At 59.2% G+C, this 24937-nt stretch carries 24 protein-coding genes; 11 read left to right on the top strand and 13 right to left on the bottom strand.

Going from position 1 to position 24937, the window contains the following annotated elements:
* Positions 1-12: 12 nt before the first annotated feature.
* Positions 13-264 carry a hypothetical protein gene (locus F3J39_RS04450; RefSeq protein WP_108569336.1) on the bottom strand — a complete coding sequence of 84 codons (252 nt, stop codon included), beginning with the start codon at positions 262-264 and terminating at the stop codon, positions 13-15.
* Positions 265-411: 147 nt separating this feature from the next.
* Positions 412-1617 (bottom strand): MFS transporter, encoded by a 1206-nt coding sequence (locus F3J39_RS04445; RefSeq protein ID WP_223811754.1) that lies wholly within the window; start codon positions 1615-1617, stop codon positions 412-414.
* A 128-nt stretch (positions 1618-1745) separates the two neighbouring features.
* On the opposite strand from F3J39_RS04445, the gene F3J39_RS04440 reads away from it, so the two are divergent.
* From F3J39_RS04440 to bioD, 3 genes are all read left to right on the top strand, one after another.
* Positions 1746-2642: a LysR substrate-binding domain-containing protein gene (locus tag F3J39_RS04440; RefSeq protein WP_039384400.1), complete on the top strand. Its 897-nt coding sequence runs from the start codon at positions 1746-1748 to the stop codon at positions 2640-2642.
* Positions 2643-2777: 135 nt separating this feature from the next.
* Positions 2778-3995, top strand: coding sequence for an ROK family transcriptional regulator (locus F3J39_RS04435; protein ID WP_094110910.1), 1218 nt, complete (start codon positions 2778-2780; stop codon positions 3993-3995).
* Between the two features lie 108 nt (positions 3996-4103).
* Positions 4104-4826 (top strand): dethiobiotin synthase, encoded by a 723-nt coding sequence (gene bioD, locus F3J39_RS04430; protein ID WP_104084984.1) that lies wholly within the window; start codon positions 4104-4106, stop codon positions 4824-4826.
* A gap of 37 nt (positions 4827-4863) precedes the next feature.
* Here the strand turns inward: bioD and osmV are convergent, their stop codons facing one another.
* From osmV to F3J39_RS04410, 4 genes are read right to left on the bottom strand one after another with little or no spacing between them, the layout of a single operon-like run.
* Positions 4864-6000, bottom strand: coding sequence for an osmoprotectant ABC transporter ATP-binding protein OsmV (gene osmV, locus F3J39_RS04425; RefSeq protein WP_166713856.1), 1137 nt, complete (start codon positions 5998-6000; stop codon positions 4864-4866).
* Positions 6000-6647, bottom strand: coding sequence for an osmoprotectant ABC transporter permease OsmW (osmW, locus tag F3J39_RS04420; RefSeq protein WP_039384394.1), 648 nt, complete (start codon positions 6645-6647; stop codon positions 6000-6002). Before osmW ends, osmV begins: the two co-directional genes overlap by 1 nt.
* 9 nt (positions 6648-6656) lie before the next feature.
* Positions 6657-7583 carry a glycine betaine ABC transporter substrate-binding protein gene (locus F3J39_RS04415; RefSeq protein WP_104084983.1) on the bottom strand — a complete coding sequence of 309 codons (927 nt, stop codon included), beginning with the start codon at positions 7581-7583 and terminating at the stop codon, positions 6657-6659.
* An 18-nt stretch (positions 7584-7601) separates the two neighbouring features.
* The gene (locus tag F3J39_RS04410; protein WP_166713855.1) at positions 7602-8318 is read right to left on the bottom strand and encodes an ABC transporter permease; all 717 of its coding nucleotides are present in this window, start codon (positions 8316-8318) and stop codon (positions 7602-7604) included.
* Positions 8319-8676: 358 nt separating this feature from the next.
* Here F3J39_RS04410 and F3J39_RS04405 point away from each other — a divergent pair, with 358 nt between their 5' ends.
* Positions 8677-10137, top strand: a complete 1461-nt coding sequence (locus F3J39_RS04405) for an MDR family MFS transporter (RefSeq protein WP_104084981.1) — start codon at positions 8677-8679, stop codon at positions 10135-10137.
* A gap of 41 nt (positions 10138-10178) precedes the next feature.
* Here F3J39_RS04405 and F3J39_RS04400 read toward each other — a convergent pair whose 3' ends face one another.
* Both F3J39_RS04400 and F3J39_RS04395 read right to left on the bottom strand, forming a co-directional pair.
* Positions 10179-10475 carry a DUF1161 domain-containing protein gene (locus F3J39_RS04400; RefSeq protein ID WP_039384385.1) on the bottom strand — a complete coding sequence of 99 codons (297 nt, stop codon included), beginning with the start codon at positions 10473-10475 and terminating at the stop codon, positions 10179-10181.
* A gap of 51 nt (positions 10476-10526) precedes the next feature.
* Positions 10527-10862, bottom strand: a complete 336-nt coding sequence (locus tag F3J39_RS04395; RefSeq protein ID WP_039384383.1) for a DUF1283 family protein — start codon at positions 10860-10862, stop codon at positions 10527-10529.
* A 127-nt stretch (positions 10863-10989) separates the two neighbouring features.
* Here F3J39_RS04395 and F3J39_RS04390 point away from each other — a divergent pair, with 127 nt between their 5' ends.
* Complete coding sequence (locus tag F3J39_RS04390; RefSeq protein ID WP_104084980.1) at positions 10990-11319, top strand: YnfA family protein; 330 nt, start codon at positions 10990-10992, stop codon at positions 11317-11319.
* A gap of 41 nt (positions 11320-11360) precedes the next feature.
* Here F3J39_RS04390 and ydfG read toward each other — a convergent pair whose 3' ends face one another.
* The gene (ydfG, locus tag F3J39_RS04385) at positions 11361-12110 is read right to left on the bottom strand and encodes a bifunctional NADP-dependent 3-hydroxy acid dehydrogenase/3-hydroxypropionate dehydrogenase YdfG (protein WP_039384381.1); all 750 of its coding nucleotides are present in this window, start codon (positions 12108-12110) and stop codon (positions 11361-11363) included.
* 314 nt (positions 12111-12424) lie between these two features.
* On the opposite strand from ydfG, the gene guaD reads away from it, so the two are divergent.
* A complete protein-coding gene (guaD, locus tag F3J39_RS04380) occupies positions 12425-13783 on the top strand; it encodes a guanine deaminase (RefSeq protein WP_104084979.1) in 1359 nt (452 codons plus the stop codon).
* 50 nt (positions 13784-13833) lie between these two features.
* The gene (gene dcp / locus F3J39_RS04375; RefSeq protein WP_104084978.1) at positions 13834-15885 is read left to right on the top strand and encodes a peptidyl-dipeptidase Dcp; all 2052 of its coding nucleotides are present in this window, start codon (positions 13834-13836) and stop codon (positions 15883-15885) included.
* An 18-nt stretch (positions 15886-15903) separates the two neighbouring features.
* On the opposite strand, the gene hpxO is transcribed toward dcp, so the two are convergent.
* A complete protein-coding gene (hpxO, locus tag F3J39_RS04370; protein ID WP_039384376.1) occupies positions 15904-17061 on the bottom strand; it encodes an FAD-dependent urate hydroxylase HpxO in 1158 nt (385 codons plus the stop codon).
* 232 nt (positions 17062-17293) lie between these two features.
* Here hpxO and F3J39_RS04365 point away from each other — a divergent pair, with 232 nt between their 5' ends.
* A complete protein-coding gene (locus tag F3J39_RS04365) occupies positions 17294-17533 on the top strand; it encodes a hypothetical protein (RefSeq protein ID WP_039384375.1) in 240 nt (79 codons plus the stop codon).
* 3 nt (positions 17534-17536) lie between these two features.
* Here the strand turns inward: F3J39_RS04365 and F3J39_RS04360 are convergent, their stop codons facing one another.
* Genes F3J39_RS04360 through F3J39_RS04350 form a run of 3 tightly spaced genes read right to left on the bottom strand, consistent with a single transcriptional unit; the run spans position 17537 to position 21653 of the window.
* A complete protein-coding gene (locus F3J39_RS04360; protein ID WP_166713854.1) occupies positions 17537-19021 on the bottom strand; it encodes an FGGY-family carbohydrate kinase in 1485 nt (494 codons plus the stop codon).
* Positions 19022-19072: 51 nt separating this feature from the next.
* Entirely contained in the window at positions 19073-19918 is an 846-nt protein-coding gene (locus F3J39_RS04355; protein ID WP_104084977.1) for an aldolase, read from the bottom strand.
* Positions 19902-21653, bottom strand: a complete 1752-nt coding sequence (locus F3J39_RS04350) for a glycerol-3-phosphate dehydrogenase/oxidase (RefSeq protein WP_039384369.1) — start codon at positions 21651-21653, stop codon at positions 19902-19904. The genes F3J39_RS04355 and F3J39_RS04350 overlap by 17 nt, the downstream gene beginning before the upstream one ends.
* A 181-nt stretch (positions 21654-21834) precedes the next feature.
* Between F3J39_RS04350 and ampC the strand changes: the two genes are divergently transcribed.
* From ampC to F3J39_RS04335, 3 genes are all read left to right on the top strand, one after another.
* On the top strand, positions 21835-22950 hold the full coding sequence (ampC, locus tag F3J39_RS04345) for a class C beta-lactamase (RefSeq protein WP_166713853.1): 1116 nt from the start codon (positions 21835-21837) through the stop codon (positions 22948-22950).
* A 9-nt stretch (positions 22951-22959) separates the two neighbouring features.
* Positions 22960-23403 (top strand): GNAT family N-acetyltransferase, encoded by a 444-nt coding sequence (locus F3J39_RS04340; RefSeq protein ID WP_145339072.1) that lies wholly within the window; start codon positions 22960-22962, stop codon positions 23401-23403.
* A 259-nt stretch (positions 23404-23662) separates the two neighbouring features.
* Positions 23663-24928 (top strand): YbiU family protein, encoded by a 1266-nt coding sequence (locus tag F3J39_RS04335; RefSeq protein WP_166713852.1) that lies wholly within the window; start codon positions 23663-23665, stop codon positions 24926-24928.
* Positions 24929-24937 lie beyond the last annotated feature (9 nt).

Below are 24937 nucleotides of genomic sequence, written 5' to 3'. Positions count from 1 at the left end.
GAATTATCAGAGTCACACCATATGTTTCAGGGCCACGCTATTATAGGGGGTCAGGTTTTTTTTTACACCCACCGGGCAGCAGTGCTCACAGCCCATGGCGCCCGGATAGAATTTACGCGCCTGCTGGATCGCCGCGTTCGGCGCATAAAAAGTGCCAAGAAAGCGCCGCGCAGGGTCGGCAGGGAGGAACGGGCAGCCTTTTGCGTGCACCACATGATTATTGTTATACCCGGCATGTTTATCAACATAGTAAAAAAGCGCCATTAACCACCTCATTGCTGTAAAAAAAAACGTCTGACTATTATTGGAATAGAAAAGATTATAACGATGAATTGCAGTTTTGTTTCAGGTGGACCTGGAGAAAGGTGGCAGAAGCGGAGCCGGGGCGCTCCGCCTGGCCATAAGCGCGGGTCAGAGGCGGCGGCGCAGCAGCAGAAAACCGGTGAGCAGTGCCAGCAGCAGCAGCAGCGTAATAAATAACGTGACGCCCGGCCAGCCGTAACTATGCCAGAACAGGCCGCCCGCCGTACCGGCCAGGCTGGATCCGGCATAGTAGCTGAACAGATAGAGTGAAGAGGCCTGGCCTCGGGCGCGCCGGGCGCGGGTTCCCACCCAACCGCTGGCAACGGCGTGAGCGGCAAAAAAACCGGCGGTAAAGAGCAGCATGCCGGGAACGATCAGCCACAGGGTGGGCGCCAGCGTCAGCAGCAGTCCGGCCAGCATAATAGCGATAGCGCTCAGCATCACCGGCGCGCGCCCAAAGCGGCCGGTCAGGGCTCCTGCTTTTGGCGAACTCCATGAGCCGGTGAGATAGACCAGCGACAGTAATCCTACTACCGCCTGGCTGAGAGTCCACGGCGCACTCATCAGCCGGTAACCAATATAGTTAAACAGGGTGACAAACGCGCCCATCAGCAGAAAGGCTTCGGCAAACAGCAGCGGCAGCCCGCCGTCGCGCCAGTGCAGGCGGAAGTTGATCAGCAGATGGCGCGGGCGGAGCGAGGCGGGGCGGAAGTGACGCGATGCGGGCAGGATTTTCCAGAACATCAGCGCCGCCGCCAGCGAGCAGCAGCCGGTGACGCCAATGGCGATTCGCCAGGAAAAGAGATCGGTGATCACCCCGGTGAGCAGACGGCCGCTCATGCCGCCAATGGAATTGCCGCTGATATAGAGTCCCATCGAAAAAGCCACCACCCGGGGATGCATCTCTTCGCTCAGATAGGTCATGCCAACGGCGGCCACGCCGCTGAGCGACAGGCCGATCAGCGCACGCATCAGCAGAATGGCGTGCCAGCTCTGCATCATCGCCGACAGCAGCGTACACAGCGCCCCCAGCATCAGCGCCGTTACCATCACCGGCTTACGGCCAATAGCGTCTGAAAGCGGACCGGTAAACAGCAGCCCCAGCGCCATCAATCCGGTAGAGAGCGAGAGCGAGATGCTGCTTTGCGCCGGCGTAATGCCAAACTGCTGCGACAGCACCGGCAGAATAGGCTGGACGCAGTAGAGCAGAGCAAAAGTGGCAAGGCCGGCAGAAAACAGCGCCAGCGTCACCGGCAGGAACTGCGGTGAGTCGCGCCCGATGCGGGACGGGGTGGCGTCAGCAGTGACGTCGATAGGGTTACGCCATATCAGCGAGGTAAGGCGGCTCACAGGATATCCTTATTGAGAGAGAGTGACTTACTGTAGAAAGGCGTTAATGAGATGTACAATATATTAATCCTCTCAACTGATATGTTAAAAATATGGCTATCGAGCTGCGTCACCTGCGCTATTTCATTGCTGTCGCTGAGGAGCTGCATTTTGGCCGCGCGGCGCGGCGCCTCAATATTTCTCAGCCGCCGCTCAGCCAGCAGATCCAGCAGCTGGAGCAGAGCATTCAGGCCCGACTGCTGGTGCGCACCAATCGCAGCGTACAGCTGACGCCGGCCGGTGCCGCTTTTCTGCAGGATGCGCGCGCTATTCTGCTGCAGGTAAACCAGAGCGCTGACCGGGCGGCACGCATTCATCAGGGGCAGCAGGGCGAACTGCGCATCGGTTTTACCTCATCAGCCCCGTTTACCGGACTGGTTTCCGATGCGCTGTTTCGTTTTCGCCAGCGCTGGCCGGAAGTGCATATTCATATGCAGGAGCACAACACCCGCCAGCAGCTGACGCCGCTGCTTGATGGCCAGCTCGATCTGGGTGTGATGCGCAATACGCCGCTGCCGGCAGATCTGCATTACCAGCTGCTGCTGCGGGAGCCGTTATATGCGGTGATGCACCGCGATCATCCGCTGGCGCAGCACCGCAGCCTCTCCGTTCGCGCCCTGACCGGGGAGCCGTTTATCTTCTTTGACGCGCAGAGCGGTACGGCGCTCTACGGTGACATTCTGGCCCTGCTGCATCGCTATCACGTCAGCCCGGTTATCACGCAGGAGGCGGGTGAGGCGATGACGATTCTGGGACTGGTAGCGACCGGGCTGGGGATCTCGGTATTGCCCGCTGCGTTTGCCCGGGCGCGGCTCGCCGATCTGATCTGGATCCCGCTGGAGGAGAGCGATGCGCGCTCGGAAGTGTGGCTGGTCTGGTCAGCGCTGCGGGAACCCACCGCCCAGATGCGCAACATGCAGGCGCTGATGCTGGAAAACGCTGAAATCTGACGCAATCAGGGCAGACGGAGCCGAACAATCTGTGCGACCAGTCACATTTCCAGCCAAATAGTTAACGCTCTCCGGCAAAGTGCCTCACCATAGCGAATGTTTATTTAGAAGCGCGAAAATATCCGGGAGCAGGGTGTGAATCGGGAGAGTCAGCCTGGTCATATTGACCACATCAAACAGACTAACGCAGGCGTAGTCTACCGTCTGATTGACCAGCATGGGCCGATATCACGTATTGAACTCTCCAGACGGGCGCAGCTGGCACCCGCCAGCATTACTAAAATTGTACGCGAAATGCTGGATGCGCATCTGGTGCAGGAAACGGAGTTTCAGGAGCCGGGCAGCCGCGGTCGTCCGGCGATTGGTCTCGTGCTCGATACCCTGGCGTGGCACTATCTGGCGATACGTATTCAGCCCGGCGCAATCACGCTGACGCTGCGCGATTTAAGCAGCCGCGCACTGGAAGAGGATCGCCTGCCGCTGCCCGTGACGTCTGACGTGCCGCTGCTGCAGACGCTGCAGACGCTGGTGGATGCGTTCTTTATCCGGCATCAGCAGCGGCTGGAGCGTCTGACAGCTATCGCTATCACCACCCCGGGTCTTATCAACGCCGCCTCCGGCGTGGTTCATCGCATGCCGGGCTATGATGTAGAGGATATGCCGCTGGGCGAAACGCTGGCGCAGCGTTCCGGCCTGCCGGTGTTTGTGCAGCATGACATCTCAGCGTGGACGCTGGCAGAGGCGCAGTCTGGCGCATCGCGCGGCGCGCAGGATGTTATTCAGATTGTTATTGATGAGACCGTAGGCGCAGGGGTCATCAGTGGCGGTCAGCTGCTGCATAAAAGCGGCCGTGCGCTGGTGGAGATAGGGCATACCCAGATCGATCCCTGGGGCCAGCAGTGCTATTGCGGTAATCACGGCTGCCTGGAGACCGTGGCCAGCACTTCCAGTCTGCTGCAGCTGGCGCAGCAGCGGCTGGCGCTACAGCCTGACAGCCCGCTGCATCAGCAGCCGCTGACGCTGGAAAACCTCTGCCGCGCTGCGCAGCAGGGTGACCGGCTGGCGCACGATGCGATTGCCGGCGTGGGGCATCACGTCGGGCGTATGCTGGCGATGATGGTGAATATTTTCAACCCGCAAAAAATTCTTATCGGTTCGCCACTCAATCAGGCGGCAGACGTACTTTTCCCCGCCATAAACAGCACTATCCGGCAGCAGGCGCTGCCCGCTTACAGCCGCGATCTGGAGCTGGTGCCTGCGTTAATGAGCGATCCCGGTACGCTGGGGGCGGCAGCGCTGATCAAAGATGCCCTCTATAACGGTCATCTGCTGATTAAACTGCTGCAGGGATAACTACAGCCCACCTTAAGTTTGCGCTAACGCAAGCATCCGGCGGCGTCAATTACCTACACTGCCTTCTTCGCAGGCTATCCATGCTGCTTACTGGAAGGAGTGGAACAGGTGAAAACGCTATTTGTCACAGGTACCGATACCGGAGCAGGAAAAACAGTGGTTGCATGCGCGCTGCTGCAATTGCTGGCACAGGCAAACATCTGCGCCGCAGGTTTTAAACCTGTGGCAAAAGAGGCGCGCGCCACGCCGGAAGGATTACGCAACCGCGATGCAGAACTGCTGCAGCAGGCGTCAGGGCTGACGCTCAGCTATCCGGCGGTTAATCCGGTTATTCTGACCGATGATGCGTCCGGACCGGGGGCACGGCAGCATATCGATTACGCGCTGCTGGATCGTCATCTGGCCGATCTGCAGACGCAGGCGGGATATGTGATCGTGGAGGGCACAGGCGGCTGGCGCAGCCTGATAAACGATCGGCAGCCGCTCGCCGGCTGGGTACAGCAGCAGCAGCTGCCGGTCGTGCTGGTCGTGGGGATAAAAACGGGGTGTATTAATCATGCGCTGCTGACAGCGGAGGCGATTGCGCACGATGGCCTGACGCTGGCAGGCTGGGTCGCAAACCGCATCAATCCGGGTTTGGCTCACTATGCGGAGATTGTCAGCGTGCTGCGCGACCGGCTTGCCGCGCCGCTGCTGGGAGAGCTGCCTTATCTGCCGCGCGCTGAGCAGCGCGATCTCACGCGCTATATCGATCCGGAGGCGTTAACCGGGCCGGCGTTTTCCTTTACCAGGGCACAACCCGCAGCCGTCAGCGTGTCAGAACACGATTAACGAGCCACGCGTGCGCCGCTTCCGGCGCACGCAGCGTTCAGGGGTTCAGACGGCGGCGGGTCCGGCCAGAACTGAGATAATCCGCTATGTAATCCTGCGAAATTTCGCCGCTGTAGCGACCATCTTCATCGACAATCGGCATCCAGACGGTATTGTGCTCATACAGCTTTGACAGCACCACGCGCAGGTTCTCTTCAGCTTTACCGGTGACGCGAAAGTGGTGCAGCAGCTCTCCGCACTGGCCGGCAGCGCCGCGCGCTTCGCGCCGCTTCACAAATCCGAGCGGCCTGCCATCCTCATCGACAACCGTAACGGAACGCATATCGTTGTCATCCATGGTGGCAAAGGCCTCTGTAAGCGGCGTACTGCGGCGTACGGTAATGGTGGGCTGCTGGTCAGTGACGTCGCCCGCCTGTACCAGCAGCAGGCGCTTAAGGGTGCGATCCTGACCAACGAAGGATCCGACAAAGTCATTAGCAGGTTTTGCCAGCAGCTCATCCGGGCTGGCGCACTGCACAATTTTTCCCTGACCAAACACCGCAATGCGATCGCCGAGCTTCAGCGCTTCATCAATATCGTGGCTGACCAGCATGACCGTTTTTTTCAGCTGTCGCTGCATCTCCAGAAACTCGTTCTGGATTACTTCGCGGTTTATCGGATCGACGGCGCCAAACGGCTCATCCATCAGCAATACCGGTGGATCGGCGGCCAGGGCGCGGATAACGCCAATACGCTGCTGCTGACCACCGGACATTTCACGCGGATAGCGATGCAAAAATTTAGTCGGGTCCAGCGCCACCATGCTCATCAGCTCCGTAGCCCGTTCGCGGCAGCGCTTTTTATCCCAGCCCAGCATACGCGGCACCACCGTAATATTCTCCTCAATCGTCATGTTCGGAAACAGGCCAATCTGCTGGATCACATAGCCGATGTTGCGGCGCAGCGTTACCGTATCCTGGCCGCTGGTATCCTCTCCGTTGATATAAATCCGGCCGCCACTGGCCGGTATCAGCCGGTTAATCATCTTCAGCGTGGTGGTTTTGCCGCAGCCGGAAGGGCCGAGCAGCACGCACATTTCGCCTGCCGGTACATCCAGGCTGACGTTATCAACCGCATTGAAGGCCGCGCCGCTCTTCTGGGTAAAGGTTTTCGTCAGGTTTTCCAGTTTAATCATTAGCGAATCCCCCTCGGGGTCAGTGCCAGCTGCAGCCGGTGCAGCAGCCAGTCAAGAAAGATAGCCAGCAGACATATCATCAGCGCGCCGGCAATAAGCATGCGTACATCGCTACCGCCGATGCCATCCAGCAGCTGCAGTCCGAGACCGCCTGCACCGATAACGGCGGCGATCGCCATAACGCCGACGTTCATCACCACCGCCGTGCGGATGCCGCCGAAAATCACCGGCAGCGCCATCGGGATCTCTACCCAGCGCAGCCGCTGCCAGAACGTCATACCGATGCCGCGTCCCGCTTCGCGCAGTCCGGAGGGCAGGTTTTCCAGCGCCGTATGGGTGTTCCGCACAATAGGCAGCAGCGAATAGAGAAACACTGCCGTGATGGCGGGCAGGGCGCCGATGCCCTGGCCGATCTGCGAAAACAACGGGATCATCAGCCCGAACAGCGCAATAGTCGGAATGGTCAGTACAATAGTGGCGACGCCCAGCACCGGTGTCGCCAGCCACTTAAAGCGGACAATTAAAATGCCCAGCGGTACGCCAGCCAGGATGGCAAAACCAACCGCCACCAGCACCAGCCAGGTGTGCTGCCAGGTCAGGCCGAGCAGCATCTGCCAGTTATCAGTGATGTAATAGAGGGTATCCATGGTGTCTCCTTACAGCATGTTACGGGTCTGGAGGAAATCGCGTGCAACCTGAGCGGGTGACTGATGATCGATATCCACCCGCTTGTTCATTTCTGAAATAGCGTCATCAGTAATCAATGCTGACAGCTGATTCAGCGCTTTCTCCAGGCCAGGATGTGCAGCGAGCACCTCTTTACGTACCACTGGCGTGACGTTGTAACTGGGGAAGAAGTGCTTATCATCTTTCAATACCAGCAGGTCAAAGCCTTTGACACGGCCATCGGTGGTATAGATCAGGCCGGCGTCCACAAACCCGTCACGGACCGCGTTATAGACCAGGCCGGGATACATCTGACGGATTTGCGGGCGATCGAGCGGCAGTTGATAAACTTTTTGCAGCGGCTTCAGGCCATCGGAGCGACCAGCAAACTCCAGGTCGAGTCCCAGCCGCCAGTTATGCTCCGGATCGCTGGCGCGCACCTGCTCCATTTTGCTGACCAGCTGCGACAGGGTGGTGATACCCTCCTGCTCTGCGCGACGTCGCTGCATGGCGAAAGCGTAAGTGTTGTTCATCGGTGCCGGTTCAAGCCAGACCAGGCCCAGTTTCGCATCCAGCTTTTTTACTGTTTCCCACGCCTGTTCAGGAGACATGGGCTTACTGATGTGGTTAAAAATAATGAGCGAGGTGCCGGTATATTCCCATGTCATATCGATCTGTTTGTTGATCATGGCATTACGGCTGATGGTGGTCGCAATATTGGTCTTAGGGACGATCGTAAACCCGTTTTTCTGCAGCCACAAAACGGACAGGGCAGACAAAATATGCTGTTCAGTAAAGCTTTTGGTTGAGAGCGTAATGGGCGCAGCCGCCAGCGCTGACTGATTAAGCAGTAGCGCAGCGCTCAGGGCCAGCACAGCGCCGCGCAGCCGGTTGAAAAACAGCCTGGTGGGGGTCATCAAAACGTGCTCCATGAGTTAAGTTGCAGCGTGTGGCGAAAGAATGCGGCCCAGCGCGGCCAGCAGCATGTCCAGGATCAGGGCAATCAGCGCGGTAGCGGCCGCACCCAGAATCAGCGTCGGGAAATCGTTCAGATAGATCCCGGGGAAAATCAGCTCGCCATAGCTGCTGGCGCCTATCAAAAAGGCCAGCGGCGCGGTGCCGACGTTAATTGCGGTGGCGATGCGCACGCCGGCTAATATCACCGGCAGCGCGTCCGGCAGCTCAACCTGGCGCAGCCGCTGCAGGCGGGTCATGCCAATGCCTTTAGCCGCCTCGGTCAGCGCAGGTGGAACCGCGCACAGGCCGGCATAGGTATTGCGCACAATGGGCAGCAGCGAGGCAAGAAACAGCGCAATCAGCGCCGGTCGCTCACCGATGCCCACCACGACCATAGCCAGCGCCAGCACGGCCAGAGGCGGGAGGGTATTGCCGACGTTGAAGATCTGCATAACATATTCAGCCTGACGTCGCGCAAAAGGACGGCTCAGCACAATCCCGGCAGGGATCCCCACCAGCAGGGCGCAGAACATGGACCAGAAAACCAGCCAGAGATGCTGCTGGCCAAGATAGATCAGATCGGTCTGGCGGGCGCGCAGCGTATCCGGACCAATGCCCCAGATCAGAAGCGCAACGAGTAGCGTAAGAGTGAGAAGAGCCAATCCGGTGCGCCGGATCAGCGATGCGTGAGGCATAACCGTTTTCTCCCTGAATAAACAGAACTATCAGCTATGATTGCTCTGCTGAGCGGCAGGATAAGAGGCCGCGTTCGATAGCAAAATTTTATGGTTAAGGTGCGGGTTGCCTGCGTTAATTCGGCATAAATTCACAGATAATTAACCTGACGGCTAAAAGTCTATAGCAATCTCTGATCGGCAACGCCAGCATTTAACGCAAAAAACAGCTGACGGTGAGGGGTCAAAACCGCCTGCAGCCCGCACCGGGTACGGGATGGTATGACAATAAAAAAAATTCATCGAAAAAGGTTACCCTGTCACATAAGCACGGGCTGTGTGGCGGGATAAGAGAGAGTAAAACGGGATAAGGAGCGTTATGTCAGAGCACGCTGAAGTTTTGCGCAGCCATCGTCCATGGATTTTGTTTGCCTGTATGCTGGCTATGTTTATGGCCGCGATTGAGGTGACGATTGTGGCGACGGCGATGCCTACGATCATTGCCGATCTGGGCGGCTTCGCGCAGTTTGGCTGGGTATTTTCTATTTATCTCCTGACGCAGGCGGTGAGCGTGCCGCTTTATGGCCGTTTAGCCGATATATGGGGACGTAAGCGGCTCTTTTTTGTCGGGGTATCGCTGTTTTTGTTTGGCTCAGTGCTGTGCGGCTTTGCTCATACCATGACATGGCTCATTCTGTTTCGCGCCTTTCAGGGGCTGGGAGCGGGTGCCATTATGCCGCTGACCACTACCATTGTGGCGGATATCTACTCCCCGCGTGAACGCGCCACCGTTCAGGGCTGGCTCTCCAGCGTCTGGGGCGTGGCGGCAATTATCGGACCGCTTAGCGGTGCGTGGCTGGTGCAGCACTTTAGCTGGGCGGTGATCTTTTGGGTCAACGTGCCGATAGGGCTGATCTCTATGCTGCTGCTGGCGCGTTTCCTGCCCGCCCGCCCGGTCTCCGCCGCAGGTGCGCTGAATATTACCGGCAGCTGCTGGCTGATGATCAGCGTCACTGCGCTGCTGGTGGCGCTGCTGCAGGCGGAAGCGCTCGGCTACTGGCTGCTGCCGTTTCTGCTGCTGGCAGGCGTGGCAGGCTGGCGTCTCAAACGGCACGAACAGCAGACGGCGGCACCGCTTTTCCCGCTTGCGCTGTGGCGCAGCCGTCTGATTGTGGCAGGCAACGCCGGTAATCTGATTATCGGCGCCACCATGATGGGCATCAGCGCGTTTCTGCCCACCTGGATCCAGGGGATCACCGGCGGTACGCCGCTGCAGGCGGGCAGCGCGCTGGCGATGATGTCAATTGGCTGGCCGATTGCCAGTACGCTCAGCGGTCGCCTGATGCTCGTGACCTCTTATCGCTTCACCGCTCAGCTTGGCGCACTGTTACTGATCGCTGGCAGCGCGCTGCTGCTGCTGCTCCACGCGGAAAGCTCCGTGCTGCAGGCGGGCTTTACGGCCTTTGTTATCGGCACCGGCATGGGCATGACCAGCACCACGTTTCTGGTTTCCGTGCAGAACCATGCGCAGTATGAGATCCGCGGTATCTGTACCGCCTCTATTATGTTCAGCCGGATGCTGGGTTCAGCGCTGGGAACCGCACTGATGGGGGCGGTTTTAAACATCAATCTGGCGCAGCGGCTGCCGCAGGCGGAGGATCCGATGCAAAAAATCATGTCGCCGGAAAGCCGGGAGGCGCTGCCGGTTGCAGAACTGCAGCTCTGGACGACCCAGATTGCCGCATCGCTGCACTGGGTATTTATCGTGGCCTTGCTGATCGCGCTGCTGACGGTGTGGATCGCCTGGCTGATGCCGCGTCAGCGACCGGAGATGGAATAGAAGAGAAGAAGCGGGGCAGCGGCGGCTGCCCCGGTTGCAGGTTACTGCGCTGACATATCCTGAGAGCTGCCGGCGCTGTCGGGTGCGCTGCCCTCTGCATCCCGCATATTCTTTTTATAAACAATTTTTTGCGTATCATTTTCACAGTGGCCGACCACCTGACCGCCCGCCTGGTCGGCCTGATCGTTTGGCACGATATCCAGCGTAAAATCTGACTCCGCCACGCCATTACTGACAATTTTTTTACTGATATCGGCGCGAACGCTGTCGCAGGAGGCCTGAGCCATCAGCGGCAGCGTCATCACACCCAGCAGCAGTACCAGAGAACCCTTTTTCATCGCAAACTCCTTGTTGACTGTCTCTCTGAACACTATAGCAGCAGCGCCGCGTTACGGCGCGACCGGACGACCGGTGCGGCGATCGAGGCAGCGCAGGGTATTCTCTTCCCAGTAAGCGTTGACGTTATAGCTCTTGTCGCAGGCGTCGCGGGTATCAAACGCGCGGTCCGCTTTGTCGAACTCTTTCTCTGTCCGGGTATTAATCTTGCTGCGCAGATTACGCGTATCGTTCCACTGCTCTTTACTCTGGCGGGCGGCTTCATTGCTGGCCGCGCTATTGCCATCTTCCACGATCAGGCGATCGGTACGGGCAGCGGCAAAGGGAGCGCTCAGCAGCACGCTGGCCGTCAGCAGCGCCGTAAACAGAACGGAAGCATAGTTTTTCATGATGTTGTCCTTTAGTCAGACCCGGTCAGCCGTGCGAGGCTGTTGCCGTAACAGCGGCTAGTATATCATCCTGCTTTTGCTGCTCACCAGCGGTGTGCAGCGCGTTGAGGGAACAGAGAGCAGAGTTATGCTGATCAAGACCGCACTATTATTTTTCATTACGGCTGTCGCAGAGATTGCGGGCTGTTTCTTGCCCTGGCTCTGGCTGCGTAAAGGGATAAGCGCCTGGCTGCTGTTGCCGGCTGCGACGAGTCTGGCGCTATTTGTCTGGCTGCTCACGCTGCATCCGGCGGCGAGCGGGCGGGTTTACGCGGCGTATGGTGGTGTCTATGTGTTTACAGCGCTGATCTGGCTGCGCGTGGTGGATGGGGTACGGCTGAGCGCATGGGACTGGGCGGGCGCGCTGATAGCGCTGTGCGGAATGCTGATTATTGTCACCGGCTGGGGAAAAGCGTAACAGCGTCACCCGGTACTATCAGGTGACGTTGTCACACACGGTTATGCGTCTTTATGCACTTTCAGCCCGGCGGTGGTCTGGCTGACCGGCATAATCTCCAGCGTGTTGATATTGACGTGCGCTGGCAGCGTGGTTACCCAGTAAACGGCCTCGGTGACATCCTCTGCCGTCAGCGCCGTTGTACCTTCATACACCGCGCCGGCGCGATCGTCATCGCCTTTAAAGCGCACGTTGGAAAATTCCGTTCCGCCTACCAGACCCGGCTCGATATCGGTCACGCGCAGCGCGGTGCCGTGGAGATCGGTACGCAGATTCAGGCTGAACTGGCGCACAAACGCTTTGGTTGCGCCATAGACGTTGCCGCCCGCATAGGGCCAGCTGCCGGCAATGGAACCGATATTGACGATATGCCCGACGTTGCGCTCTACCATGGCAGGCAGCAGCGCCCGGGTCATGAAAACCAGGCCTTTGGTATTGGTGTCGATCATATTCTCCCAGTCATCGACGCTGGCTTTATGGGCTGGCTCAGTGCCCAGCGCCAGGCCGGCGTTGTTGACCAGTACATCAATGTTGCGCCACTCTGCCGGCAGCGCAGCGATGACCTCCTCGATAACGGCACGATTACGCACATCGAGCTGAACGGTATAGAGGTTTTCACCCAGCTCATCCTTCAGCGCCTGCAGCCGTTCGGCGCGCCGCCCGCTGGCGATCACTTTATGGCCTGTGGCAATGAAGCGACGGGTAATACTTTCACCAAACCCCGCAGTAGCACCGGTAACAAAAATAATCATCTCACTGTTCCTTAACTGTTTTCAGGTAGTCCGCGTTTAACCATATCACCATCATTCTTCGCCTGCTGAAAAAAAGCGGTCGGCAAACTCTCTGTCGCCGGAATGCGTTAACAGGGTGCAGGCGTGCACCGCGCTGATGCATCATGGTGCAGCGTGAGCGGTCGCCAGCAGATCTTAACGCCGGTGCAGATGCACGTAATCGTTTGCGCATCCGGTTGCCTCTCTTTTAGCCTAACCTTATGATTTAGCAGGTAAATGACCCTTAACTGGCACGGCTTTTGCACACTCATTTTATCTTACTGAGAGGATGAGTTATGAATGCTGACAACGAGACGCTGCTGCGCGCCAGTTTTTTTGATTTTACCCGCACGGTAGATCAGCCAGAGGCGCTGAGTGACGCCGCACGCTATCTCGCTGATGGTCTGCTCACGCTGCGTGCAGGAAAAATTGTCAGCCTGGAAAGCTGGAGCAGCGCGGCGCTACGGGTGGATAGCCGGCGGGTCACGGACCTGCGCGGCAAGCTGATTGTGCCGGGGTTTATCGATACCCACATTCACTATCCGCAGACGGAAATGATGGGCGCGTTTGGCGAACAGCTGCTGACCTGGCTGAATAACTATACCTTTCCGGTTGAGCAGCAGTATCACTGTGCAACCCATGCGGCAAAGATGTCCGATTTTTTCCTGCAGCAGCTGCTGGCTAACGGTACCACTACCGCACTGGTGTTTGGCACGGTGCATCCGCAGTCGGTTGACGCGCTCTTCAGCGCGGCGGAGCGGCTCAGCATGCGGCTCATTGCCGGTAAAGTGATGATGGACCGCAACGCGCCGGACTACCTGACTGAAACCCCCGAAACGAGCTATCAGCAGACGCGGGCGCTGATTGAGCGCTGGCACCGGCGCGGCCGTCTTGGCTATGCGCTGACCCCACGCTTTGCGCCGACCTCTTCGCCACAGCTGCTGGAACGGGTAGGTCAGCTGCGGAGAGAGTTTCCCGATACCTGGCTGCATACGCACCTGAGTGAAAATCCGCAGGAGGTGGCGTGGGTCAGAGAGCTTTTTCCCGAGCGCAACGGCTATCTCGATGTCTATCACCACTATCAGCTCACCGGCGCACGCAGCGTATTTGCCCACTGCCTGCATCTGCAGGACCATGAGTGGCAGTGCCTGCACGACACCGGTTCAGCCATCGCATTTTGCCCTACTTCAAATCTGTTTCTTGGCAGCGGGCTGTTTGATCTCAAACGCTGCTGGCAGGAGAACGTGCGCATGGGGATCGGCACCGACGTTGGCGCTGGTACCACCTTCAACCTGCTGCAGACGCTGGGCGAGGCGTATAAAGTCGGGCAGCTGCAGCACTATAAGCTGACCGCCTGCGAAGCGCTTTATCGCGCCACGCTGGGCGGGGCGCAGGCGCTGGATCTCGACGATAAAATTGGCAGCTTTACGCCCGGCAAAGAGGCGGATTTTGTGGTGCTGGATCCGGCCGTATCGCCGCTGCAGCAGCTGCGTCATGGCAACAGTAAAGATATCTTCGAGCAGCTATTTGTTCTGATGACGCTGGGTGACGATCGCAACATTGCGCAGACCTGGGTAAATGGCCAGCCGGTGTGGCAAAAAGAGAGGGCGGGCAGCACGCCGGGTTGTTGCCCGCACACCGGCGTGCCAGGATAAAGGCTCTCTGCCGCAGGCTATTGCGGCGTTGCTGATTATCAGGAGCGATAATGAACCGATCCGCCAATCCCTTTTTTAGCGCCAGCACGCTGCCGTATCAGGCGCCGCCGTTCGATCAGATACGCGAAGACGATTTTCTGCCGGCGCTGGAAGCGGGCATCGAAGAGAAGCGCCGCGAAGTCGCCGCGATTATCGCAAACCCTGCGCCACCGGACTTTGCTAATACGTTTGAAGCGCTGGAGCGCAGCGGCCTCTTACTGAGCCGGGTGTGGCAGGTCTTTTCAGCCATGACGGCAGCGAATACGTCGCCACGCCTGCAGGAGGTGGAAGAGATCATTACGCCCGCCCTGGCGGCGCTGCACGATGAGATCTACCTCAATAGCGCGCTCTTCGCCCGGCTGGAGGCAGTCTGGCAGCAGCGCAGTACCGCCTGCCCGGACGCAGAGGCGGTGCGGCTGACGGAGGTTACCCGGCAGGCGTTTCAGCTGGCCGGAGCCAGCCTGAGTGATGATGAAAAACAGCGGCTGCGCGACATCAATCAGGAGCTGGCAGGCCTCAGCACCCGCTTTGGTAACCGGCTGCTGGCGGCGACGCAGTCAGCCGCTTACACCGTCAGCAGCCCGGAGGCGCTGACGGGACTCGACGATGCAGCGCTGGAGCAGGCGCGTGCCGCTGCGGCCGCACGTGGTCTGGATAATCAGTGGCTGATCCCGCTGCAAAACACCACGCAGCAGCCAGCGCTGAGCCGGCTAACCATCCGCGCCACGCGGGAAGCGCTGTTTGAGCAGGCGCTGAAGCGCTGTGAGCGTAACGATGTTAACGATACGCGGCCGCTGGTTTCGCGTATGGCGCAGCTGCGGGCGGAGCAGGCCGCGCTGCTGGGCTATAGCAGCTATGCGGCGTGGAACCTGCAGGATCAGATGGCGAAAACCCCGGATGCCGCGCTGGACTTTATGCGCAATATTGTGCCGGCAGCCTGCGAGCGCGCCGGGCGCGAGGCCGCAGAGATAGAACAGCTGATGGCTGAGCAGCAGCAGAGATTTGACCTGCGCGCCTGGGACTGGAATTTTTACGCAGAGCAGGTGCGCCAGGCGAAATATGACTTTGATGAAGACGCTATTCGCCCCTGGTTCGCGCTGGATAGCGTGCTGGAGCGCGGCGCGTTCTGGGCCGCCACGCAGCTTTACGGTATTCGGTTCAGCCGGCGCCACGATCTGCCGGTCTATCATCCGGATGTGTGCGTCTATGAGATTTTCGACGCCGATGAGACGCCGCTGGCGCTGTTTTATACCGACTTTTTCGCTCGTGATAATAAAAGCGGCGGGGCATGGATGGGCAACTTTGTTGACCAGTCTGCGCTGCTGGATCAGAAACCGGTGATCTACAACGTCTGCAACTATACCAAACCGCAGCCTGGCCAGCCGGCGCTGCTGAGCTGGGATGATGTTATCACGCTGTTCCACGAATTTGGTCATGCGCTGCACGGCCTGTTTGCCAGCCAGCGCTACGCCAGCCTCTCCGGTACGGCCACGCCGCGCGATTTTGTGGAGTTTCCGTCGCAGATTAACGAACACTGGGCCAGTCATGAGGCGGTGTTCGCCAGCTATGCGCGCCACTGGGAAACCGGGGAGCCGATGCCCGCTGCGCTGCGCGAAAAAATGGTACAGGCCGCTACCTTTAATAAAGGTTATGACATGACCGAACTGCTGGCCGCGGCGCTGCTGGATCTGCAGTGGCACTCCCTCTCCGCGCACGATAAGCCACAGGATGTGGAACATTTTGAACGGCAGGCGCTGCAGGCAGAAAACATTGCGCTGTCAGCAGTGCCGCCGCGCTATCGCTCCAGCTATTTTCGTCACATCTGGGGAGGAGGATATGCGGCAGGCTATTACGCCTATATCTGGACGCAGATGCTGGCTGACGATGGTTATCAGGCGTTCACTGAACAGGGTGGCCTGACGCGGGAAAACGGGCAGCGCTTCCGGGATCTGGTCTTGTCACGCGGAAACAGCAGCGATCTGCAGCACGTCTGGCTGAGCTGGCGCGGTAAAGCACCAGCGCCAGAGCCGATGCTGCGCCATCGCGGATTAAGCGCAGAGTAGGGCAGAAGCGGTGGCGCGCTATCCCATCGGACCACCGCAGATTGTGTCGCACATGCCAGCCAGCACCCGCTCGCCGCTTTCGGTTTTTAGCTCTTCATACCAGGCTGCCGTCAGCGCGGGCTCTTTACCGTGCGTCACGTCGCAGCGCTTGCGTGCCTTCAGCACCAGGTCGCGGGTGCGGTCCAGCCGGCGCGCCTGATAGCGCAGCAGCGCATCTTCCACCCCCAGCGAATGTGTCGCCAGCGTTTGTGCCAGCACCACGGCATCTTCCATTGCCGCGCAGCCGCCCTGACCAATATCGGGGGTGGTGCTATGGGCTGCATCGCCCAGCAGCGCCACGCGTCCGCGCACAAAGCGGGTAAGGGGTTCGGTATCGTGTATTTCGACCCGGTTAGTGGTGAGCGGATCGAGCTGCGCTATCAGCCGCTGCACCGGTTCGGCCCAGCCGGCGAAATAGCCGCTGAGATCGGCGCGCAGCGTGGTGCGATCCTGAGCGAGGCCGGCAGGTAGCGGCACATCAAAGAAGAAGTAGAAGCGGTTGCCGGCAACCGGCATCAGCGACACGCGCTTGCCGTCGCCGACAAAAGTGGTCCACTGATCGGCGGGTGCAATCGCTTCATCCACGCTAATCAGCCCGTTCCAGTTTACATAGCCCGCATAGCGACGCGCCACGCGCTCGCCCAGAACCGCCTCGCGCAGTACAGAGTGCGTGCCGTCCGCAGCGATCAGCAGGTCGCCTGTGGCTTCGCTGCCGTCGGCAAAGAAAGCGGTAACGCCCTGCGAGGTTTGTTCAGCATGCGTGACGCGCCTGCCAAAGCGAACGCGCGTCCGGCCATAAGTATCAAGCAGCATCGCCTGCAGCCCGGCGCGTGATACCGGCGCAGGATATTCACCGGTGCGCTGCACCAGCGGATCCAGGCTGAAGCGGGTCAGGGGGGCACCGCTTCGCGCATCGTGATAAGCCATCCAGGCCATATTGCCGCTCAGCGCGCGCAGCGGCTGTTTCAGACCGAGGGCATTCAGGCATTTCACGCCGTTAGGCCAGACGGAAATGGCTGCGCCAACCGGTTTCATCTCCGCAACGGCCTCATAGACTTCCGTCTCAAAGCCCGCCCGTTCCAGGGCGATAGCAGCACTCATTCCGCCGATACCGGCGCCAATAACAATCACTTTCATCATGCTCTCCTGTGCTCAGTCAGGGAAATACTGCAACTTCTGTACCAGATGCGCGCCAACAGACAGCGTGTTGATAACTATGGTTTTTTATAAAAGAGACATAATGATGAAACGATTGTTGCAGTGCGCTCGCACTTTTATAGTGCAACTCTATGCGCATGAATCTTTTGTTTCATTCGGCATTCTGACCAGATTTTGCGCATACTTAAAGCTTCAGAGCGGAGGATTAATCATGAAGTGGATAATTGCGTTAATGATGGCGTGCAGCGTAAACGCGATGGCGCAGAGCAGCTGGCAGCCGTCGCCCAAATCGCCGTCTGCTATGTTTACCCCGATCGCGTCAAAATGCGATCTGTCGGCCTGTCAGCAAAACTGCTACGTACAGCAGTCACAGTGCAAAAATGATAGCGGCGGCGGATGTGGCTCGCTGGCGCAAATCTGTGTACAGAACTGCACCAGCCAGTGTCGCTGAGTATCAGCGGGTCTCGCGCCAGATGTCGCGCATCGCCAGCTCCAGTTTTTTAAACTGGTGATAGCGCGCGTCGTGGAAGCTGACCCACTCCGGCCGCGGCTGCCGCTCTTCCGGCTGCAGACGCACCGCATGCTGCACCGCATCCGTCAGATCCCGCCACACGCCCACGCCAACGCCTGCACAGAGCGCGGCGCCCAGCGCGCCGGTTTCCGTACACTCTGCCACCCGCACCGGAATATTCAAAACATCGGCAAACATCTGCGGCCAGATGACGCTGCGCGCGGCGCCGCCTGAGAGCGTGGCACGGGTAAATGGGAGGCCGGCAGCGTGCAGCCGGTCAATATGCGCCCGGTGAGCAAAGGTCACGCCCTCAAACAGGGCAAACAGCATATCTGCACGGGTATGCCAGCCGCCCAGCCCGTAAAAGCCGGCGCGGGCCGGTTCCGGTTTGCGGCCGGAGTAGAGGTAGGGGTGATAAAACGGCAGATGCGGATCCTGACGGATCTGCGCCACGCACTCGCTGCTCTGCACCGCGCCTTTTCCTCCGCGCCGGTCGTCAAATTCCCGCAGAAACCAGTTGAGGTTGGCCGCCGAGGTTGCGCTGGCTTCAATCGCCATAAAGCGATCCCGTTCTATCATTGAACTCATGGAAACCGGGCGAAGATAGTCAGGTTTATCCACCACAACCTGATTGATACTCCACGTACCCGCTACGATTGAGGCGTCACCGCAGCTGACGACCCCCGATCCCGCTGCGCTGGCCACCACATCAAACAGACCCGCCACCACCGGTATACCCGCCAGCAAACCGGTGCGTGCCGCCGCCAGCGCGGTAACATAACCGCTGACAGCGCTCGATTCACGCAGCGGCGGCAGCCAGGCTGCTGCCTCCTGAATGTCATAGAGTGCCAGCAGTTCACTGCTGTAATCGCGAACGCGATAGTCAATCAGCCCGGCACCCGCCGCATCTGAATAGTCGCTGCTGAGCGCGTCGCTGAGAAAATGGACGATAACATCTTTAGCGCTCAGTACCGCACCGATCTGCTGCCATATCTGAGGCTGGTGCTGTTTAACCCAGCTCAGCAGCACTGGCGTGGAGGCTGCCCACGGCGTCTGGCGGGAGAGGGTATAAATGGCGTGCTGTTTTTCAGCCTGCTCCAGCGCAGCGACAATATCGTCCGCCCGCCGATCGATCGACTGAATGCCGAGCTGCGGCTGCAGCGCCCGGTCCAGCGTATAGAGGCCATTGCCGTGTCCGGCGGCGCCCACTGCAATGATATCCTGTGCGTCCGTGCCCGCCTGCAGCAGGCAGTGACGGATCGCCTGTTCAGTACCGTGCCGGATGGCGGCTATCGAACGCTCGGCGTAGCCCTCCTGCGGCTGCAGCGTTTCGCCGCTATGCTCAGCCACGGCCAGTATCGTCCCGCTGAGATCAAACAGCACCGCCTTGATCATCGTATTACCGGCATCAATACCCAGGATTTTCATATCCGGCTCCGTAAAACCGCAGAGGAGAGCGCGCACAGAACGTGCGCCAGGTCAGGCGTCAGCCTGCTGATAAAGGGCCAGCGCATCCTCGCCGCTGGCACCCTGATGAATAATGGCCATCAGGGCGGCGACGACCCGGGCAGGAGAGGCGTGCTGATAAACATTGCGCCCATACACCATGCCGCTGGCACCCTGCGCCATCAGCAGCGCGCTTTTGTGCAGTACCGCACCGATCTCGCCTTTACCCCCACCGCGCACCAGCGTCGGACAGCGCGCCGCCTCTACCACGCGGTGAAAATCAGCCGGATTATCGGTTGGATCCGCTTTAATAATATCGGCGCCCAGTTCGCGCGCCAGCCGCACCAGCGGAACAATCTGCTCTGCATCGCCCAGTGAACCGTAGGCGGCCCCCTGACCGGCGGGTGCCATCACCAGCGGCTCAATCATCAGCGGCATGCCGTAGCGGTCGCACGCATGGCGCAGCCGGCCAATATTTTCGATGCACATGCGAAAAATCGCGGGTTCATCGGGGATAAGATAAAGATTCACCACCACGGCGGCCGCATCCAGCTGCAGCGCCGCCAGAACCGGCTCATCGGGATTATGCAGCACTGCCCACATCTCGCGATGGCGCACGGCGTTATAGGCGTTGCCGACGTCGGTGCGCAGCACCAGAGCGGGTTTCGCTCCTTCCGCGCACTGCAGCAGATCTGCCTGTCCGTAATTGAGCTGAATCGCATCGGGCTGCGCGGCAATCAGGTTCTGCATCACCGCGTCAATATTCTCAAGCCCCTGCAGAAAATCGGGTTCATTGGCAATACCGTGATCGACCGCTACGTCCAGACAGCGGCCGTGACGGAATAACCGCTTCATGCGTGCCTTATTGCTCGCTGACATGCTGTGCCTCCTGCTGCATCACCGTAGGGTAGAGGCCATGCAGACCGTGAAAACGCGCCAGCGACGCGCAGCAGCGCTGCAGCTGCTGTACCCGCTGACGCTCGCTCCAGCCCAGCGTCTGCGCCATCAGCAGCGAGATCTCCTGAATGAGCGGCGGGGTCAGCTCGCCGCCGATCGCCAGCGACGTGCGGCGCACCAGCAGATCTTCCAGCTGGCACACCTGCTCATGCTCTGTCAGATAGCGCAGTTCCGTGGCGCTGTAATCGGCGTGATGATGCAGCGGACGGTCGTCATCGCGCAGCAGCGACAGCAGCGGTAAGGCGCGGCTGCCGTAACGTTTTACCAGCTGCGTGACGCGCGGCAGCGGCAGCGCATGCTGCTGCGCCAGCTGGGCGATCCAGGCGGGCTGGGCCGCCGGAGCAGGGAAGTCGCGCCCGCCGCCAATCGCTAAATCAGTGGTGGAAACATGGCGCTTTTCGCCCAGCAGCCGCAGAACGCGATCGGCCGCCTCTTCACCGAAGCGGCGAAAAGTGGTCCACTTACCACCTACCAGACAGAGCGTGCTCCAGGCGCGGGTGGGATCGGGCGGCAGCATCACCAGCGAGTGGTTACGTGATATCTGACCGCTCAGCTTTGCATCACTGGCAGGCAGCGGACGTACGCCGCAAAAGGTGTAGACCACGGCGGACTCCGGCACCACCACCTCAGGAAAGACAAAGCGCAGCGACTCAAGAATATACGCTTTCTCGGCTGCCTCGCAGACCACGTTATCGGGATCGTCAACGCGGATATCCGTTGAGCCGGCCAGGACTTTACCTCCCCACGGATAGAGGATGCAGACGCGCCCCTCCTGATTCTCGAAGTAGACCATTTCACCATCAAGCATGCGCAGCAGCTCCGGATGATCGAGGATCAGATGTGACCCTTTGGTGCCGCCAATCAGTTTCTGCCGGGCGCTTTTGGGCGCGATCTGCTGGTTAAGCCGATCAATCCACGCGCCGCCGGCATTGACCAGCACGTGTGGCTGCAGGCGAAACTGCTCTCCGCTCAGCGTATCTTTCAGCGTGACGCTCTCACCGTCGCTGCTGATTAACTGCATATAATTCAGCGCCAGCGCGTCGCTGCAGGCGCGCTCCGCATCCTCCACCAGCTCAAGCCCCAGCCGTTCAGGGGCGCTGATCCACGCATCATAGTAGCTGGCGCTATATTTCACCCACGGCGCAAAGCCCGGCCAGCGATCGCGGGTTGCCGCCTCGCTTCGTACCTGATGTTTAGGCATGGAGCCATACTGGCGCGTATAGAGGTCATACAGGCTGAGGCCGGTTTTGATCAGCAGCGCACCGCGCCGGGCAGGTTTGTCACTGAGGCGCAGAAACCGTCGCGTGGCGTTGACCATGCCGCCGCCGAAGGTTTCCACCGGCACCGTCGTCCGCAGCGGGAAAACATAGTGCGACGCGTTTTTCAGCAGCCGGTCGCGCTCGATCACCGACTCTTTAACCAGACCAAACTCACCGGTTTCAAGATAGCGCAGGCCGCCATGGATCATGCGCGACAGGGCACCACTTGCCGCCTGACACCAGTCATCGCGCTCCACCAGAATAGCCGGGATGCCCTGAAGGGCCAGTTCGCGAAAGGTACTGATGCCGTTTATGCCGCCTCCGGCAATCAGGACCGGTGTAATCTGACGCTGGCGCAGCCTGTCGAGACGCTCATTACGGGTTAACACAGTAGCCATAGCACGCTCCCTGACGGTGAAGGCTTATCCGTCAAAGGTATAGGAGTGCGCAGCCAAAACGGCAAACCCGCTTACTCAGGATGTGACTCTGTTCACTTACACCACGAATGGGCATGTGGGGTGGGCCGGGGGCGGATATACTATGCGCACCGCTTTTGGTTCTGAGGAATAAGGATTATTCATGCGACGCCGCGTTATGGCTACATTTTTGCTGTTTATCGCCACTTCCGCTGCTGCCCGGGCACCGGATAACATTATTGAGCCGCTGATGGCGCGCTTTGCGATCCCCGGCATGGCGGTTGCCGTGCTGAACAAGGGCCAGACGACCTTTTATAGTTACGGTGTCACTTCAACCGATCGCGGAGAGCCGGTCACCTCCCGCACGCTGTTTGAGATCGGCTCGCTGAGCAAAACCTTTACCGCCACGCTCGCCAGCTACGCCGTACAGCAGCATAAAATGCAGCTTCGCGACAGCGCCAGCCAGTGGCTGCCTGCTCTGCAGGGCAGCGCGCTCGATCGCGTTACGCTGCTGAACCTGGCGACGCATACCAGCGGCATGCCGCTGTTTGTGCCGGAGGAGGTCACGGATAGCGCGCAGCTGATGCAGTGGTATAAGGCGTGGCAGCCTGAGGCAGAGCCGGGAACAGAGCGCATCTATTCAAACCTCGGTATCGGTATGCTCGGCATGATAGCGGCGAAGAGCCTGAATATGTCATTTATGCGCGCAATGGAGTCGATGCTGCTGCCGGCGATGGGAATGCATCGTACTTTTCTTCAGGTGCCGCCGCGCGCCATGCCGGATTACGCGCAGGGCTACGATAAACAGAACCGGCCGGTACGCGTGACGCCCGGGCCGCTGGATGCAGAAGCGTATGGGCTGAAATCAACGTCAGAAGATCTGATTCGCTGGATCGGCATTCAGATGGGAGAGATTAACGTGGTACCTGCCTGGCGGCAGGCGGTGGCTGCCACCCATCAGGGCTATTTTCGCACGGCGGCATTTACGCAGGCGATGATGTGGGAGTACTACCCGCTGCCTGTTACTCAGCAGCAGCTGGTGGCGGGGAACAGCAGCAAAATCATACTTAACGGTATGCGGGCCACGCCGGTTTCTCCTTCTGCGCCGGTGCCGCTGCGCGCCTGGTATAACAAAACCGGCTCAACCAATGGCTTTTCAGCCTATGCGGTGTTTATCCCTTCCCAAAGGGTGGGGCTGATTATGCTGGCCAACAAATGGATACCCAATGACGATCGCGTTATTGCTGCAGATGAGATTATCCGTGCGCTGGCAAAGTGAGGAGAGACGATGAATATACGGGCATTGCGGGCTGAGGATTATGTGGCCTGGCTGCGGTTATGGCAGGGCTACCAGCAGTTTTATCAGACAGAGATTGATGAGGCGACGACCGGCGAAACGTTCCGGCGCATGCTCTCCCGTGCGGAACCGATGTATTGTCTGGTGCTGGAGCAGGGTGGCAGCATGGTGGGGCTGGTGCATTTTCTGACGCATCGCTCCACCTGGACGCGCGGTGACTACTGTTATCTGCAGGACCTGTTTGTCGCAGAAGCGGCGCGCGGTAACGGTGCGGGCGAAGCGCTGATACTGGCCGTCTATGAGCAGGCCAGAGCGCGCGGCTGTTCACGGGTCTACTGGAACACGCAGGAGGGCAACGTCGCCGCACGGGCGCTGTACGACCGGATGGCGACAAAAACAGAATTTATTCAGTATCGTTATCTGGTAGCACCTTAGTAGTTACAACAAACAATTTTTCCCATGATAAAAAGGGTTAACCTCCTCTGCAAAAAATTGCCTGACAGAAAATATAAGCCGCGGGCAGGGCAGCCCGCAGGAGCTGAGCGCTCTGTTACCTCACACTTTCAAATGAAACCTCCTGCCAACTGTGACCGCGTCCGGCTTTCCGCCACAACCGGCTTGCCATACGCCAGCTGCGTGTTATGAATGAAACGTTATTAACTTTCATTTGAAACCAGAGCGAGAGGTGATTTCTGTGACCACTTTATTCTCTTCAGAGCAGCAGCCCGACGATTTCAGAAAAAGCATTCGTCAGATGAAGCAGCAGCTGCGCCAGCAGATCGGAGATGTGGAGGCGCTGTATAAGCAGGTGCGGGAGAGCGTGGTGACGGAGCTTGCCGCGGCCAGAAATGAAGAGGCGCAGTCTGGTTCCGCCTGGCCCCAGCTGAGCTGGCAGGCGATAGCCGCAGGTGAAATCAGTGAGGCGCAGAAAGCACATATCCGGCGGCGCGGCTGTGTTGTGGTAAAAGGTAATTTCAGCCGCGAATGCGCGCTGGGATGGGATGCATCGATGATGCGTTATCTGGACGATAACGATTTTATGACCGGCTACCGGGGACCGGGAGATGATTTCTTTGGCAATCTTGCGGCGTCGCGGCCGGAAATCTATCCGATTTACTGGAGTCAGGCGCAAATGGCCGCGCGGCAGAGTGAGGCGATGGCTGCCACCCAGCGATTCCTCAATCACCTGTGGCGGTTTGATTCTCAGGGTAAACGCTGGTTTGACCCTGATGTCAGCATTATCTATCCCGACCGCATCCGCCGGCGGCTGCCCGGCACAACCTCTAAAGGGCTCGGTGCGCATACCGATTCCGGTGCGCTGGAGCGCTGGCTGCTGCCGGCTTATCAGCAGGTATTCAGACATATCTTTAATAACCGCTTTGCACAGTACGACTCGTGGGATGCGGCATACCGCACAGAGGTAAATGAATACCAGTCCGGTACTACCACAAAATGTTCGGTATTCCGTACGTTTCAGGGCTGGACGGCGCTCTCTGATATGCAGCCGGGTCAGGGTTTGCTGCACGTTGTGCCGGTGCCGCAGGCAATGGCGTTACTGCTGCTGCGTCCTCTGCTCAGCGATGTACCGGAAGAGGAGCTATGCGGGGTTGAGCCGGGTAAAGTCCTGCCGGTATCGGAGCGCTGGCATCCTGAACTGATTGCCGGACTCTGCTCCATTCCGGCGCTGGAAGCGGGCGATTCCGTATGGTGGCATTGCGATGTGATACATTCTGTCGCGCCGGTAGAAGATCAGCAGGGCTGGGGTAATGTGATGTATATTCCGGCCGCGCCGATGTGCGACAAAAATCGCGCTTACGCGCATCAGGTGGCGCAGGCGCTGACAGAGGGTGTTTCACCCGGTGATTTCCCGCGTGAAGATTATGAGGTTAACTGGCAGGATCGCTTTACGCCCCAGCATCTGAACGCCCGCGGCCGTCAGGCGCTGGGCCTTACTGACTAACTGCAGGAC

The sequence above is a fragment of the Pantoea sp. Acro-807 genome (genome assembly GCF_011752675.1).
GTDB lineage: Bacteria > Pseudomonadota > Gammaproteobacteria > Enterobacterales > Enterobacteriaceae > Pantoea > Pantoea eucrina.
Note: the sequence above shows the minus strand (reverse complement) of the source record. Positions and strands in the feature narration are given on the sequence as shown.